Raw genomic sequence first — 15,374 nt, 5'->3', positions numbered from 1 at the left:
AACAATTATCGCATATCGCCGCTTTCCTCAGGCGCTGGCTCGATCGGCAGGTGCTGCGACTCGCCCGCTGGGGCTTCTTCTTCCGGCGGCTGCGCCACCGAATCCCACAGCACCTCAAACCACGGGCGCGAATCTTCCTGCGCCTGACTATCGGTAGTGACCTGGTTATCGGGCTGAATATTAGGATCGAGGATGCGGTACGCGGTCTCGCCCTGCTCTACCACGCCGAAGCGCCGCCGGGCTTCCTGCTTGATATAGTCCTCGGATTTATATTTATCGATCTCTTCTAATAGGGCGTCTTTTTCATCCTGCTTCGCCGCAATCGATTCATTCAGCCGGGCGATTTCAGAGCGGCCGTGGTAGTAATTGCGCAGCGGCACCGCAATGATGACGAGCACCACCAGCACGAAAACAACGATGACGGTCATGCCAACGATGCTCATGCGATCGGGCTTGCGGTTCTTCTTTTCCTGCGCCCGCTGGGATTTGCGGATATCCGCAGCACGCGAGGCCACCGGAACCCTGGTGCGGCTCCGGCGGCGCTCCGTCTTCTTCTCACGTGCCATAGGATTACTATCCTAGCGCCGCCACACCAGTAACACGGGCGTGGCACGCGCGGAAATTCACCAACTTTCTCAGACGGTTTCAGCGTTCGGAACATGTGCTGCGCAATAGGCTTTTCGCGGCCACACTGCGCAGAAAATAGTGGCACAACGAGGAAGTCCCCGCCACACCTTCCCGGGGTGCCGCGGGGACTAACTTTCTAACGGAGTCCAGCTTCTAGGCTAGATCCCAAGGCCTTAAGCGTTGAAGCGTGGGAAGGCGGAGCGGCCGGCGTAGACGGCGGCATCGCCAAGCTCCTGCTCAATGCGCAGCAGCTGGTTGTACTTAGCCACGCGCTCGGAGCGGGCCGGGGCACCGGTCTTGATCTGGCCGCAGTTAAGGGCGACAGCTAGGTCCGCAATGGTGGTGTCCTCGGTCTCGCCGGAGCGGTGGGACATCATGGTGCGGTAGCCGTTGCGGTGCGCGAGCTCTACGGCATCGAAGGTCTCGGTCAAGGTACCAATCTGGTTAACCTTTACCAGCAGCGCGTTGGCTGCCTTCTTGTCGATGCCCTCCTGCAGGCGAGCCGGGTTGGTGACGAAGAAGTCATCGCCGACGATCTGGACCTTATCGCCAATGGCGGCGGTCAGGGTGGTGTAGCCTTCCCAGTCATCTTCCTGCAGCGGATCCTCGATGGAAACGATGGGGTACTCGTTGATGAGCTCCTCGTAGACCTTGGACATCTCCTCGGCGGTGTGCTCGCCGCCTTCGAAGTGGTACTTGCCGTCCTCGTAGAACTCGGAAGAAGCGACGTCAAGGGCCAGGGCAACGTCCTTGCCCGGCTCGAATCCGGCCTTCTTGATGGCCTCAACGATGAGGTCAAGCGCAGCGCGGGTGGAATCAACGGATGGAGCAAAGCCGCCCTCATCGCCCAAACCGGTGGACAGACCCTTGTCCTTGAGCACGGCCTTCAGGGAGTGGTACACGCCAGCACCAACGCTGAGCGCCTCGGTGAAGGTCTCTGCGCCGATGGGAGCAATCATGAACTCCTGCACGTCCACGCCAGAGTCAGCGTGGGAACCGCCGTTCAGGATGTTCATCATGGGAACGGGAAGAACGTGAGCGTTTGGGCCGCCGATGTAGCGGTAGAGCGGCAGCGCGGCGGACTCGGCCGCAGCCTTAGCGGTAGCGATGGAAACACCGAGGATGGCATTGGCGCCGAGGCGGGACTTATTATCCGTGCCGTCCAGCTTGATGAGCGCCTGGTCAATGAGGCGCTGGTCATCGGCTTCGAGGCCAGCGATTTCATCGCCGATTTCCTCGTTGATGTTCTCTACGGCCTTCTGCACGCCCTTGCCCAGGTAGCGGTCGCCGCCGTCGCGCAGCTCGTGCGCCTCGTGCACACCGGTCGATGCGCCGGAAGGAACGCCGGCAACGCCGTGGGCGCCGTCCTCCAAGAAGACCTCGGCCTCTACGGTCGGGTTACCGCGGGAATCCAGAATCTCGCGTCCAAATGCGTGGATGATACCAGCCATGCTGTAACTCACTCCTTATAGATGATGTTCGTCGCTGAGCCACTTAGTTCAGTTACACGCCCAATTGTTCCAGAAAACCGCCACGCGTGAGGCTACCGAGCCGGTTGCGGTACCGAGTAGGCATTGGCCGCGTGGGCTACCTTGTCCAGATATTCCCTGGACTGGTTGTAATTTAAGATGGCCTCTTCCCACTGATCCGGGTCACTGAGATCCCTATCACCAAAGCACAAGAGGTTCGCCGCGCCCAGGGCGGCATCGTCGATCTGGTTCGGGTCGGCCTTGCCATCGCCATTGGCATCGCCGCCCACGGACTCCCACGAGGTGGGGATGAACTGCAATGGCCCCACCGCGCGGTCAAATTCCGTATCCCCGTCGATTTCGCCGTTATCGGTATCCGGGGTGTGCGCGGTGTTATTAGAGCCATCCAGGGTAATGCCGACGATCGGCGGCTGCGGGTAGCCGTTGTCATCCAACTTGGAGGACTTAAACCAGTTGCCGTTATAGGTACCGTGCCGGGTTTCTACAAAGCCCAGACCCGCAAGGGTATTCCACCGCAAATTGCAGCCCGGGTGCTGCTGCCGTGCGATAAGTTCCGCGTTGCCATAGGCGCGCAGCGCTTGCGGCGGAATATCGGTCTTTTCTGCCAAATCCGATGCCCAGTGCGTTAGCTTATCGGCCGTGCGTCCCGGCGCGTTGACATCGATATTTGCCACCTCTTTTCCACCCACGGGCGGGGTGGCATTGGGAACCGAAGAATCATCGGCGGAATTTGACACAAATAGCCCCATTACCAGCGCAATGATGATTACTACGGCTAGTCCGCAGCCCCCGATTGTTCGCAGCAGCCTGTTCATGAGTAGCCATCCTACTAAGTGAAATTCACCCCGCCGGATAACTACACGCGCCCGCCAAGCGTAAAAGTCCCTGAGACTTTGACGTCGCTTTTACTCCCGCGATTTCCCCTCCGCCCAGAGGCGGTTTTGTTCTTCTACGCCTACTATGTCCGCCGTTCCGTCAAAGAGATATGGTGCGCGGGAGCGCATCTTGCGCACGAAGCTGGCGGCGACATCGTCTAGCGAGAAAGTGGAAATCTCGGCGTGAAAAAGCACCTGCAGGAAGATATCCCCTAGCTCTTTGAGCAATTCCTCCTCGGGCGCGCGCTGGCGCACGGCCGCCGCAAATTCGCCTGCCTCCTCTTCTAAGTACGGCAGGAGGGATTCATGGGTCTGTTCGCGTTCCCATTCGCCGATGCGGCGGGCCGTTGCCATAGCGCTTCGCGCCTGCATCACGGGATCGTCAAGCGACTCAGCCCTAATGACCTGCTCGCCGGTGGCAATGCGCGCCTGGGTTTCTGGATCGTGTTCATCGGTGGTCACCAAGGTGCCGGTGGCATCATCGCCGCTAAGTAGATCCGAGAAGTTCCACCGCACTGATACCGGCACTTCCCCGGTGAACTGAACGGGTCCGTATAACCTGCCATAGGCGCGCATGGGAATCATGGTGGGCCAGCGTTCATCGAGCAACAGGACTGTCATAGCTACAAAGTCTATCCCGTGTATTTTCTCAAGTTCCCTTTAACGGGGCGGGCGCGGTACTTTAGGCCAATGACCTCCAGCCAAAATAAGTCCCACTCGGTGTCATTGTGGACGCTTGTCGCGCTGATTATCGGATCCACCGTCGGCGCGGGCATATTTTCGCTACCCCAAAATATTTCCTCCGTGGCGGGCCCAGGTGCCATGCTCATCGGTTGGTTGGTGGCGGGAATCGGCATGCTGTCGGTTGCCTTTGTCTTCCAGATTTTGGCGTATCGCAAGCCCCACTTGGATTCCGGCGTCTATTCCTACGTACGCGCCGGCTTGGGCGATTTCATCGGCTTTACCTCAGGTTGGGGCTATTGGCTGGGCTCGGTGATGGCGCAGGTGGGCTATGCCACCTTATTTTTCAATACGATTGGGCATTACCTGCCGCTTTTCGATGCCGACCACCAATGGCCGTCTGCCATCGCCGTCTCCCTTCTATCGTGGGGCATCTTCGCCGTTTTGGCCCGCGGGGTGCAGCAAGCCGCATTCATGAACCTGGTGACCACGATTGCCAAGATCGTCCCCATCTTGGCCTTCATCGTCTTAGTCGCGTTCATCGGCTTTAGCTGGGATAAATTCACCTTGGATTTCTGGGGCCGAAATTCCAATGCCAGCGTCTTTGAGCAGGTCCAGGGCATCATGCTCTTTACCGTCTGGGTCTTTATCGGCGTAGAAGGCGCCTCCGTCTATTCCAAGCAGGCCACTAAGCGCACCGATGTTGGCCGCGCCACCGTCATTGGTTTCTTCTCCGTGCTTGCACTCTTGGTTTCCGTCTCCACCTTGAGTTTTGGTGTGATGACGAAAGAAGAGCTAGCCGCGCTGCCGGATAATTCCATGGCCTCGGTGCTCACGGAGGTCGTCGGCCCGTGGGGCGGGGCGCTGATTTCCATCGGTCTGTGCCTTTCGGTCCTCGGCGCCTACGTTTCCTGGCAAATGTTGTGTGCTGAGCCCATCGTCATGATGGCCATCGATGGCCTTATCCCCCGCCGCATCGGCACCATCAATGTGGCCGGCGCCCCGTGGGTAGCCCAGCTGATTTCTACAACTGCCATCCAGATCTTCATCGTCGTCTTTTACGTCAATGAAGCTTCTTATGCCGCGATGGTGCAGCTCGCCACCATCATGTACCTCCTGCCCTATATCTTCTCCTCGCTGTACCTATTGCTGCTAGCGATACGGGGAAAGGGCGTGACCCACCCGCACGCCGGAACGCGGTTCGATCTATCCGGGCCGGATATTCCCAGACGCGAAAACCGGCGCCACTTTGGCATCGCGCTAGTGGCCTTTGTGTACTCTCTGTGGCTAATTTATGCCGCCGACCCGGTTTATATTCTCTTTGGCGCTCTTGCCGTAGTGCCAGGGCTTATCCCGTACGTGCTCACCCGCCTATCGCGCCGCGAAAAGCTTTTTAATGGATTTGAGTGGTCAATCGTCATCGTGGTACTGGTGGCCGCCACCATCGCCGCGGTCGGCCTCGCCCAAGGATCGCTGGAGCTCTAGTCCTCCCTACCCCACCAAAAGGGCTGGGTCGGTGCACTCACCTGGCATCGCAAGTGGTCTTGAACACAGACAGTTTAGTACGGTTATAACACCCCACTAATTTCTGTGACTATCACCTTTGGAGCACTTGTGACTCAAACCAATGTTAGCGCCATGCCCTCTGCCACTCCTGCTGGTTCGGACCCCGCGGCAGGAAAGGCCTGGGCGGAGCGGATCAAAGAATTGGCGGAACAGCGCAATGCGGTGATCCTGGCGCATAATTACCAGATCCCGGAGATCCAAGACGTTGCCCACCACACTGGCGATTCCCTGGCGCTGTCCCGCAAGGCAGCGGAAACTGATGCAGATATCATCGTCTTTTGCGGCGTGCACTTCATGGCGGAATCCGCGAAGATTCTTTCTCCGAATAAGAAGGTCCTCATCCCCGATGAGCGCGCTGGGTGTTCCCTGGCAGATTCCATCACCGCCGATGAGCTGCGCGCATGGAAGGCCGAGCACCCCGATGCCCTGGTGGTCAGCTACGTCAACACCACCGCCGAGGTCAAGGCGCTGACCGATGTCTGCTGTACGTCCTCCAATGCCGTCGACGTGGTCAATTCGCTGCCGGCGGATAAAGAAATCCTCTTCTGCCCCGACCAGTTCTTGGGCGCCTACGTCAAGCGCGAGACCGGCCGGGAAAATATCCGCATTTGGGCCGGTGAGTGCCACGTGCACGCCGGCATTAGCGCCCAGCAGCTAACCCAACAAACCCAAGATAACCCGGACGCGGACTTATATATCCACCCGGAGTGCGGCTGCTCCAATTCCGCGTTGTACCTAGCCAACGAGGGCTTGGTGCCGCAAGAACGCGTGCACATGCTCTCTACCGGACAGATGATCACCCAATCCCAGAAGCAGCCGCAGAACAAGGTGCTCGTTGCCACGGAGACCGGCATGCTGCACCAGCTGCGCCAGGCCGCGCCGGACATCGATTTCCAGGCCGTCAATGACCACGCCGAGTGCAAGTACATGAAGATGATCACCCCAGAGACCCTGGAGCGCTGCCTGATAGAAGAAACCGATGAGGTTACGGTGCCAGAAGACATCGCAAACGCGGCGCGCAAGTCCCTCGAGGCCATGATTTCCATTGGCAACCCCGGCGGGGGCGAGTAAATGGAAGACCTGCACCTGCCGGATTGCTCCGCGCTCATTTCCACGGGCTTGGATGAGGATTTCGCTTACGGGCCGGATTACACCTCGCTTGCCGCGGTGCCGGGTGAGGCGCGTTGCACGGCGGAGTTCACCGCGCGCGAGGCCGGCACCATCGCAGGCTTGGGCCTTATCGAACAGGTTCTTGACGCTACCGCCCAGCGCTTAAGCCAGTGGGGCGTGGTTACAGGCCCCACGCTTGCCGATGCCCCGACCCCCACCATCACCCTCCACTCCACCGACGGCGACCGCGTTACCCCAGGCCAGGTCACCGCCACGGTGCAGGCACCTACCCTCCTCGTGCTAGCCGCTGAGCGCACCATGCTCAATATGGTCTCGCACGCAAGCGCCATTGCGACGCAGACGCGGCGTTGGGTCGATGCCATCGCAGCAGCAGCAGAGGACACGGGGACGCCGGGCAGCGTTAAACAGGCCCAGGTGCGCGATACCCGCAAGACCCTGCCTGGCCTGCGCGCGCTGCAGAAATACGCCGTCCGCGCCGGCGGCGGGGCGAACCACCGGATGGGCTTGGGCGATGCCGCCATGATTAAGGACAATCACGTGCTCGCCGTGGGCGGCAGCGTGGCCACGGCCCTGCGTCGCGTGCGCGAACATGCCCCGGACATCGCCTGCGAGGTCGAGGTCGATACCTTGGATCAGCTCGACGAAGTGCTCCCGCTGCATCCGGATATGGTGCTGCTGGATAACTTCGCGCTTGCCGATGTCCACACCGCCGTCCATCGCCGGCAAGCCCTCAGCCCAACCACGGCGCTGGAGGCCTCCGGTGGGTTGCAGCTGGAGAACGCCGGTGAGTACGGCACCTCGGGCGTGGACTATATCGCCGTCGGCGCCCTCACCCACTCGGTGCGCGTGCTGGATATCGGCCTGGACTTCTCCTAAGCGCCGATCGGCTATGTGCCGAGGGGCTACGCGCCCATCGGCTACTCGCCTACGCTGATGACTGATCCGGCGCCGGCTTTCTCGCCGGAGACGTTGATGGGTTGGACATCAAAAAGCGCGCTTAAGAAGTCCGCGGCCCACTGGATAAGCTCCTCATCGCGCAGCTTGGGTGAGGTGACATTGCGCCCAGCCTTGGGGAAAGGCACGTTGATGGCCTTGGCCGCGGCCCGGAAGCTCGAACCCGGGTACAGGCGCTTCAGGCGCACCTGCTTGGAATCCGGCAGCTCGACCGGGTGGAATTTCACGCGGGTTCCCTGCACGGTAATGTCTGCCACCCCGGCGCGGCGGGCTTGGTGGCGCAGGCGCGCCACGGCGAGCAAGCGCTCGACCTCCTTGGGCAAGGGGCCGAAGCGGTCTTCCATTTCTTCCCGCGCCGCCGCGAGATCCTTATTATCCTGCGAGGCCGCTAGCTTGCGGTAGACCTCGAGGCGCAGGCGCTCGGAATCGATATAGGACTCTGGGATGTGGGCATCCACGGGAAGATCGATGCGGATTTCCTTCGGCCCCTCGTCCGTCACCGCGGGTGCCTCGCCGCGGGCCAAAGACTTGAAGGCCTCGACGGCCTCGCCGACCAAGCGCACGTAGAGATCGAAGCCCACGCCTGCAATGTGACCGGATTGCTGGGCGCCCAACACGTTGCCAGCACCGCGCATCTCTAGGTCTTTCATGGCCACGGCCATGCCTGCGCCCAGATCATTATTCTGGGCGATGGTAGCCAGGCGGTCATAGGAGGTCTCAGTCAGCGTGGCGCCCTTGGGGTACAGGAAGTAGGCGTAACCGCGCTCGCGGGAGCGGCCCACGCGCCCGCGCAGCTGGTGTAGCTGCGACAAGCCCATGTGGTGGGCATTTTCCACAATGAGCGTATTCGCATTGGCGATATCCAGTCCGGTTTCCACGATGGTGGTACACACCAAAACGTCATACTCGCGGTCCCAGAATCCCTGGACGGTCTTTTCTAGCAGGTCCTCATTCATCTGGCCGTGGGCGACGACGATGCGTGCTTCTGGCACCAAGTCGCGCAGTTCGCGCGCCTTCTTTTCAATATCGGAAACCTTATTGTGGATAAAGAAGGTCTGGCCATCACGCAAAAGCTCGCGCCGAATGGCGGCGGCGACCTGCTTATCCTCGTAGGCACCGACGTAAGTCAGAACCGGGTGGCGATCTTCTGGCGGGGTGAGAATGGTCGACATTTCGCGGATACCCGCCATGGACATCTCCAGCGTGCGGGGAATCGGCGTCGCGGACATGGTAAGCACGTCGACGCTGGCTTTGAGCGCCTTGATGTGTTCCTTGTGCTCCACGCCGAAGCGCTGCTCCTCATCCACTACGATAAGGCCCAAGTTCTTCCAGTGCACTCCGGTTTGCAGCAGGCGGTGCGTGCCAACGACGATGTCAATCGAGCCATCGGCAAGCCCCTTAAAGATCTCGGTGGCTTCCTTCTTTGAGGTAAAGCGCGATAGGACCGCCATCTTGACGGGGAAACCGGCCATGCGCTCGCCAAAGGTATCGTAGTGCTGCTGCGCCAGCAGCGTGGTGGGCACCAGGACGGCGACCTGGGTGCCATCTTGGACCGCCTTGAAGGCTGCGCGAATGGCGACCTCGGTCTTGCCATAGCCCACATCGCCGACGACCACGCGGTCCATCGGCACCGTGGATTCCATATCCTCTTTCACCGCGTCGATGGCTAGCATCTGGTCCTCGGTTTCGACGAAGGGGAAATTATCCTCCATCTCCGCCTGCCAGGGATTATCGGGCGCAAACTGGTGTCCCGGTGCGGCCTGGCGCTTGGCATAGAGATCCACCAATTCGCCGGCGATCTCGCGCACGGCGGCGCGCGCCTTCTTCTTGGTGTTCTTCCAATCGGAGCCGCCCATCTTGGATAGGTGGGGCGATTCGCCGCCGGTGTATTTGCTGAGCAGATCCAACGAATCCATCGGCACCCACAGTTGATCCGCCGGCTGCCCGCGCTTGGAGGGCGCATATTCCAGCACGATATATTCGCGCCGGCTGGTCTCATCGCCGGATTGGATGGTGCGCTCGGCCATCTTCAAAAACTTGCCGATGCCGTGCGTTTCATGCACCACAAAATCGCCCTGCTTGAGCGCCAGCGGGTCCACCTTATTGCGGCGCTTGGCCGGCCGCCGCTTGGCGTCCGCAATATCGCCGACGCGGTTACCGGTCAGGTCCGTTTCCGTCACCACGACGAGCGGCAGTGCCTCGGCGTCTTTAAGCTTGCGTACCTTGGGAAAGACCAAGCCCGCATGGCTGAGGGCCTGATACAGGGTGACCTCGCCCGCGCTGGGTTCCCAGCCGGGGGTGGCCACCTTGGTGCGAATGCCCTGCTCGGCAAAACGCTCCACCATGCGCTTGATAGCACCCTGGGCAGGCGCGATAAATGCCGCACGCCCGCCAGCGTTTGTATGCGCCAGCAGCTGGGCCATCATGGCATCGATCTCTTTGATATCACCGCGCGGGGTGGGCCCAGGCTCAAACTCGAGCGGCAGGGTTTCTTCCTCTGGCCCAGCCAACATGCCCGGTGGGGAAAATGTCCACAGCGGCTGGCCGGCCTCGCGAATAGAGACCTCCAGAGACTCGAAGGAGCGGTAGCTCGAACCTTCGGTATCGAGCCCTTCCGTGGACAAGGGGCCATCCGCGCCCATGGCGGCGGCCTCCCAGCCGGCGGCGAGGAATTCCGCGTCGGTCTTTTCCAAGTCCTCCACGCGGCGCCTGATCTTTTCCGGCGCCACCATCACCACGTGCGTGGCGGCGGGGAGGAACTCGGAAAGGGTGATCATTGGGGCATCGGAAAGCACGGGCAAAACCGCCTCCATGCCTTCAGCCGGAATATGTTCGCTGACCTTGGTCAAAAGCTCCACCAGCGCCGGGTTTCCGGTATGCGTCGCCGCCAATGTGGCCGCGCGCTGCGCTACCGCATCCGTAATCGGCAGCTCGCGGGCGGTAAAGATATCGACGCGGCCGACCTCAATTTCCGGGATGGTGCGCTGGTCAGCAACAGAGAACTGGCGGATATCGGTGACCTCATCGCCCCAAAATTCCACGCGCACTGGGTAATCCAAGGTGGTGGGAAAGACATCGATAATGCCACCGCGGGTGGCAAACTCACCGCGCTTGGCCACCATGTCCACGTGCTTATACGCCCGAAATTCCAGGCTGCGCACCACATCATCGAAGTTATATTCGTGGTCTTCTTCCAGATGCACCGGGGCACGGCCCTCGATGTCCTGCAGGATGGGCTGGGACAGCCCGCGCGCGGCCGTGACAATAATGCGCAGGTCATCAATGTTGTGCAGCACCTGCGCGCGCTTGCCGATGATATCCACGCCTGGGCTCAGGCGCTCGTGCGGCAGCGTCTCCCACGAGGGAAACATCGCGACCTTATCGCCCATCATCGCGGTAAGCTCCGCGGTGAGATCCTCGGCCTCGCGGCTGGTGGCCGTGACCGCCAGCACCGGCGCGTGGTGGGCCAAGGTGCCAAGAGCCCAAGGGCGCGCCTGATCGATACCCGTAATGTGCAGGTCCTGGCCCACATTGGCCACAAGCCCCTTGAGCTTCGGGTCCGTGGCCGCGACCTTAAGCAGACCTGCCAGCATTGGCGTCGCCATTTACTTCCTGCCTCCTAATTTGGGCTTAATTTCCATACCGGACAAACCATTCCAGCATAGATTGACTATATGCGTAGCGACGACTTCCTTATCCGGTTTATCCGGGCTGCGCTCATCCAACCACCACTGTGCCGTGGTAGAGACCATGCCCACGAGGGCCTGGCCGTAAATATTGGCTAACTCCGGATTAATACCGCGGTGCTCAAAGGCCTCGCCCAAGATATAGGCCACCTGGCCCACCGCGGAATTGAGCAGCGTGGAAAAACTGCGCTCCTCGCCCGGCTTCGAATCGCGCACCAGAATGATGAAACCATCGGTTTCTTCCTCGACGTAATTCAGCAGTGCCATCACGGCCTGCTCAATGCGCTCGCGCCAGCTGCCCTCTTCTAAAGAATCCTTGATGACTTTTTCTAGCGCCAGCATCTCCCGATCCACGACCACCGCATACAGGCCTTCTTTGCCCCCAAAATGCTCGTAGACCACCGGCTTCGATACTCCGGCGCGCGACGCAATCTCTTCGACGCTGGTGCCTTCAAACCCCAATTCCGCAAAGGCGGCGCGTCCAATGGAAATCAATTGCTCGCGGCGCTCGCGTCCGGTCATTCTCTGTCGAACCATGCCTTCTACCCTATCCTTTGCCCCACCCTTACCTAGTAATTTGTTATTTACCCGGGGGCATCAGGTACGCTATAGCTACAGCGATCGCTGTGGTTCCCCATGGTGTAATCGGCAACACTGCGGTTTTTGGTACCGCCATTCTAGGTTCGAGTCCTGGTGGGGAAGCATTTTTGTAACCCTCTCTAAAGGCATAAACGCCAGCGAGAGGGATTTTTTAGTTTTCACCTTTCGGCGGTCTCGGGTTAAGGGTCAAAAGAAAACCGTCCAGTGCGCTACGTGCGCATTGGACGGTTTCGCTGGGTTCCCAAAAGAACCAATTATTGAGTGCTCTGTATAGCCACAAAGCCAATACAGAAGCGGAATGACCTATTTAGCGGTCGACGTCAAGGACCAGGCCGTTCTTGTCGATGTCAACGTCAACGCCACCAACTTCGACTTCCCAGTAGCCGTCATTGTCCCACTTGACCTTGCCTTCGCCGTTGTGGGCACGCTGCAAAATCTGAGTCACTTCATCCTTAGTCAGACCCTCTTCGTTCAGGTCACGCTCTGCTTCACCGGAGTAACCGGTGATTTCGGTGGGCAGGTCGTTGGTGGCAGCGTTGCCACCGCCCTGACCATCATTGCCACCATTCGCATTAGCGTTTGCACCAGAGGTGACGGTGACGGTTTCCTTGCCACCATCCTGGTTGTTCTGGTTGCCCTGTTCCGCTGGTGTAGCAGTCTCGGTGACGGTCACCGGGGAGGAGCTGCCGTCATCGCTGCAGGCTGCCAGGGTCAGGCCCAGAGCGGCGGTTGCAGCTGCGATGGAAACGCGGCGGAAATTATTTGATTTCATGTCTTCAACCCTTCTTATGAGTCTTGTGAGTTTTCCCAGCGTTTGCTGGGGAGGCGGTGTCCAGCCTCTGAGAACTCCAGCTCGACACGGTTAGTGAGTATACCTATAGCGGCATATCCATTAGCTATCGTATGCCTAAAATGTGAGGTATATATCACAGTAACATACGGCGTGACGATGGTTATGCTTGCCTTAAAGCAATTAGGCAAGCCTTTGAAAGCGGATGTCCCCGCAGAATGCGCTAAGACCGTGTCAAGTGGTATTTGTACGAATCGGGATAAGCCACGGCCATTTGGTTGATGGCTTACTTCCCCGTGATGATGCAACCGCAATAACACATCCTGTCGTTTAGACCACGCATCGCTTAAAAAGGGGAATTGTGTTGCCAAGGTTCGTATATCCCCCACTGACGCCTGAACATGCAGCTAATGTTCGGATAGGCGGGAAGCAGTCCATTATTGTCACACAGGATTAAACTGCCCTTTTACTTCTTGGCGTAGCGCATTCCTTCTATCACGTCATCATTGTCAAAAATCACGGGTTGGCCATATTCCAAATCGGGGCCGTCATCGTATTTATGCATCAAGTAATCATTAAGCTGCTGCATATCCTTCACCGTCACCGCCTGATAAGGCATGTCGAAGGCAAGCTTCTCCAAGAATAGATAGCCATCCTCATACGGCACGGCAACGCCGGTATGTCCGATAAAAAGCGTGGCCGGTTCAGTCAAGGTATCGTGCGAAAATACCGACACCACCCGAGCATCAGTATCCGCGAACTCGATGCCACGGTCTTTAAAATACGCCTTGATATCGGCGATGTGCTGTCCGGGATCTTGCTCCATGGTAGTTTCCACATTCCCATAGAAAGCCTCAAACTTGGCGCGCTCGGCTTCATCAAAGATTTGATCCGGCGCATTATCTAGGGACTGTTGATCTAGGAATAACAAGGAATCATTCGGGTTGTCCTGATCATCAACGGAAAAGAGCGAATCCGCCAGGGTGAAGGTATTGATGCGGCAATTGGTACCCACATAGTCCGCATGGTGGTCATTCCACGCCTTTGAAATGGCCTCTACATCGTATTCCGGGTCTTGCGTCCCGTAATCCGCGAAGCCTTCGGCCACCATGCTGTCCGTCGGTACGGCAGTGTTGTATTCGTCTACCAGCTCAAAAAAGCCATCGATGCTTTCTTGTGGCACTTCGGCATCGGCAAGCGCAGTGCGGGCCACCTCTTGCGATTGCTTATCGACGAGATTGCTCATCGTCATCCCCGCTAAAAGCTGCGACGCATCGCTATCTGCGGTCGGAATCTCCGTGTGCTGTGCGCTCGCCGCCTTTGACTGCGCGGCGGCACTGGAGGTCGACGCCGAATGGGAATCATTCGCAGCCTGATTCGTGTCACCACTATCTGGGTTCGAGCAGGCCGCTAATAACAAACACGCTGCCACGGAAGGGACAGTTAGGTAGGAAAAGCGCATCATCACATGCTAGCGAAAAATGACCCTCATGAGATAGCCCCCTCGAAAAATCGGGCAGCAAGGACTCCCAATGCGTCTCGGTACGCCTTCATTAGCTCATTGCGGGGAAGCCACCACTACCCAATCTCCGGTATGAGCAACGAAAGTGTAAATCCATTAGCAGGAAATATCCTCGTCAAACATCTTCTGATCCACCTTAATGGCAACGGCAGCTCCAGCACCCATGGCTTGCGGCATTTGGTCTGGGGAGCTTATGACATTTCCTGCAGCCCAAACGCCTTCCAGCGACGTCATCCCAGAGTCCTCTTTAACCCAACCGTGTTCTACAGCGCACCCGGCTTGTTTAAGTATTGAGTCATTGGGAACAAATTCCGGACCGGTAAAACAAGCTTCGTATTCTTTCTTTTCCTGCCCAACGTCAAGTACTACGCCGCCATCAAATCGTTCAGATTCTCTAACCCCTTGCACCAAATTAGGTTCAATTGTGATTCCTAGCGATTCCATAAGGCGTTTTTCTTCCTGGGAAAGCTCCAGCCCATGTGGATAGAAAGTCACTCGATCCGTCCACTTAGTGAGCAACTTCGCTATACGGAAAGTAAATGGAGGGTTCTTCCCACCAATAACGGCCAGGTTCTTATTTTTAACCTCATAACCATGGCAATAAGGGCAGTGAAAGACCCGGTTACCCCACAACTGTTCAAGCCCGGGGATGTCTGGCAATTTGTCAGTGATACCTGTAGCTACGATTACATGACGCGAGTAGACCACCTCGTCGCTTTCCAATTCGGTTGTCCACCTATGCGAGTGGCCCTCAGCAGGCATAAGCGACTTCGCAGTTTCAGGGATAACCTCTCCGCCAAACGATTGAAATTCTTGGCGGCCACTTTCCAGCATTTGAATAGGTGAGGCTGAATCAAATCCCAAAACCCCGTGGGAATGCTCGCTAAACCTATTGCGTGGTTGATGTGAGTCCACTAACGCGACAGACCGATTCGCGCGAGCCAAGGTAATAGCCGCAGAAGTGCCCGCGAATCCGCCACCAATAATTACTACGTCCACTCTCATAGAAATCTTTTCCCTACCCCACTGGTGAGTCATCAATAATCGCAATTTCCTTACCTTATTTTAAGTCAAGGAAAGAGACAATCTACAACTTTCGTACACATAGGCGATTTTCCTTGCTCGCTTGCATACTTATGTCCAGACCGGTTGATTTAGTTAAACCATTGCTACTTCACACCACAGCCCGTTGCCGGGGTGTGCATCGGCAAAACACTCATTATCTCTCTTCCGAAAGACCAAAGCGTTGGACAACTCTCCTCACCCGTCTCCCTCCCGTGAAACTTCGGTGCCACTTCCATCAGCAAACGTGAAAAAGTCGCTTTTAAAGCGGTGGTGGTTCTGGTTATTACTCATTGGGGCCGCCCTCGTCGTGTGGTTGCGTCCACTAGTGTGGTGTATCTGTAACTGACGGTGGGCCCCTTATGAATGAGGCTGGCGACCACCGTAGTA

The 15,374-nt window shown here is 58.2% G+C and carries 12 protein-coding genes; 3 read left to right on the top strand and 9 right to left on the bottom strand.

The features are described from left to right. Positions 1-5: 5 nt before the first annotated feature. The 4 genes from ABRP64_RS09860 to ABRP64_RS09845 all read right to left on the bottom strand — a co-directional run bounded on the left by ABRP64_RS09860 (position 6) and on the right by ABRP64_RS09845 (position 3,613). The gene (locus ABRP64_RS09860; RefSeq protein ID WP_284769959.1) at positions 6-566 is read right to left on the bottom strand and encodes a septum formation initiator family protein; all 561 of its coding nucleotides are present in this window, start codon (positions 564-566) and stop codon (positions 6-8) included. Between the two features lie 234 nt (positions 567-800). Continuing rightward, a complete protein-coding gene (gene eno / locus ABRP64_RS09855; RefSeq protein ID WP_284782438.1) occupies positions 801-2,078 on the bottom strand; it encodes a phosphopyruvate hydratase in 1,278 nt (425 codons plus the stop codon). A gap of 92 nt (positions 2,079-2,170) precedes the next feature. Continuing rightward, positions 2,171-2,932: a lytic transglycosylase domain-containing protein gene (locus tag ABRP64_RS09850; protein WP_284782436.1), complete on the bottom strand. Its 762-nt coding sequence runs from the start codon at positions 2,930-2,932 to the stop codon at positions 2,171-2,173. Between the two features lie 90 nt (positions 2,933-3,022). After that, the gene (locus tag ABRP64_RS09845) at positions 3,023-3,613 is read right to left on the bottom strand and encodes a MazG nucleotide pyrophosphohydrolase domain-containing protein (protein WP_296090805.1); all 591 of its coding nucleotides are present in this window, start codon (positions 3,611-3,613) and stop codon (positions 3,023-3,025) included. A gap of 69 nt (positions 3,614-3,682) precedes the next feature. On the opposite strand from ABRP64_RS09845, the gene ABRP64_RS09840 reads away from it, so the two are divergent. From ABRP64_RS09840 to nadC, 3 genes are all read left to right on the top strand, one after another. Further along, the gene (locus ABRP64_RS09840) at positions 3,683-5,158 is read left to right on the top strand and encodes an amino acid permease (protein ID WP_284769963.1); all 1,476 of its coding nucleotides are present in this window, start codon (positions 3,683-3,685) and stop codon (positions 5,156-5,158) included. A 129-nt stretch (positions 5,159-5,287) separates the two neighbouring features. Next, positions 5,288-6,310: a quinolinate synthase NadA gene (gene nadA / locus ABRP64_RS09835; protein ID WP_410756088.1), complete on the top strand. Its 1,023-nt coding sequence runs from the start codon at positions 5,288-5,290 to the stop codon at positions 6,308-6,310. Then, entirely contained in the window at positions 6,311-7,246 is a 936-nt protein-coding gene (gene nadC / locus ABRP64_RS09830) for a carboxylating nicotinate-nucleotide diphosphorylase (RefSeq protein ID WP_349866320.1), read from the top strand. A 41-nt stretch (positions 7,247-7,287) separates the two neighbouring features. Here the strand turns inward: nadC and mfd are convergent, their stop codons facing one another. The 5 genes from mfd to ABRP64_RS09805 form a co-directional block, all read right to left on the bottom strand. Next, positions 7,288-10,929 (bottom strand): transcription-repair coupling factor, encoded by a 3,642-nt coding sequence (gene mfd, locus ABRP64_RS09825; RefSeq protein WP_349866318.1) that lies wholly within the window; start codon positions 10,927-10,929, stop codon positions 7,288-7,290. Then, positions 10,930-11,547, bottom strand: a complete 618-nt coding sequence (locus ABRP64_RS09820; RefSeq protein WP_349866317.1) for a TetR family transcriptional regulator — start codon at positions 11,545-11,547, stop codon at positions 10,930-10,932. Positions 11,548-11,917: 370 nt separating this feature from the next. Continuing rightward, positions 11,918-12,382, bottom strand: a complete 465-nt coding sequence (locus ABRP64_RS09815; protein WP_349866316.1) for a hypothetical protein — start codon at positions 12,380-12,382, stop codon at positions 11,918-11,920. 484 nt (positions 12,383-12,866) lie between these two features. Further along, positions 12,867-13,832 (bottom strand): DUF4300 family protein, encoded by a 966-nt coding sequence (locus tag ABRP64_RS09810; protein ID WP_349866314.1) that lies wholly within the window; start codon positions 13,830-13,832, stop codon positions 12,867-12,869. Positions 13,833-14,018: 186 nt separating this feature from the next. Beyond that, entirely contained in the window at positions 14,019-14,960 is a 942-nt protein-coding gene (locus ABRP64_RS09805) for an NAD(P)/FAD-dependent oxidoreductase (RefSeq protein ID WP_349866312.1), read from the bottom strand. Positions 14,961-15,374: the final 414 nt, after the last annotated feature.

Source organism: Corynebacterium sp. KPL4015, from assembly GCF_040225725.1.
GTDB lineage: Bacteria > Actinomycetota > Actinomycetes > Mycobacteriales > Mycobacteriaceae > Corynebacterium > Corynebacterium rhinophilum.
This window is presented reverse-complemented; position numbering and strand designations above follow the sequence as displayed.

Excerpts from the sequence above, each read along its gene's own strand:
- mfd (WP_349866318.1), bottom strand. The coding sequence starts at position 10,929 with ATGGCGACGCCAATGCTGGCAGGTCTGCTTAAGGTCGCGGCCACGGAC.
- ABRP64_RS09840 (WP_284769963.1), top strand. The coding sequence starts at position 3,683 with ATGACCTCCAGCCAAAATAAGTCCCACTCGGTGTCATTGTGGACGCTT.
- ABRP64_RS09815 (WP_349866316.1), bottom strand. The coding sequence starts at position 12,382 with ATGAAATCAAATAATTTCCGCCGCGTTTCCATCGCAGCTGCAACCGCC.
- ABRP64_RS09850 (WP_284782436.1), bottom strand. The coding sequence starts at position 2,932 with ATGAACAGGCTGCTGCGAACAATCGGGGGCTGCGGACTAGCCGTAGTA.
- ABRP64_RS09860 (WP_284769959.1), bottom strand. The coding sequence starts at position 566 with ATGGCACGTGAGAAGAAGACGGAGCGCCGCCGGAGCCGCACCAGGGTT.
- ABRP64_RS09805 (WP_349866312.1), bottom strand. The coding sequence starts at position 14,960 with ATGACTCACCAGTGGGGTAGGGAAAAGATTTCTATGAGAGTGGACGTA.
- eno (WP_284782438.1), bottom strand. The coding sequence starts at position 2,078 with ATGGCTGGTATCATCCACGCATTTGGACGCGAGATTCTGGATTCCCGC.
- ABRP64_RS09845 (WP_296090805.1), bottom strand. The coding sequence starts at position 3,613 with ATGACAGTCCTGTTGCTCGATGAACGCTGGCCCACCATGATTCCCATG.
- ABRP64_RS09820 (WP_349866317.1), bottom strand. The coding sequence starts at position 11,547 with ATGGTTCGACAGAGAATGACCGGACGCGAGCGCCGCGAGCAATTGATT.
- nadC (WP_349866320.1), top strand. The coding sequence starts at position 6,311 with ATGGAAGACCTGCACCTGCCGGATTGCTCCGCGCTCATTTCCACGGGC.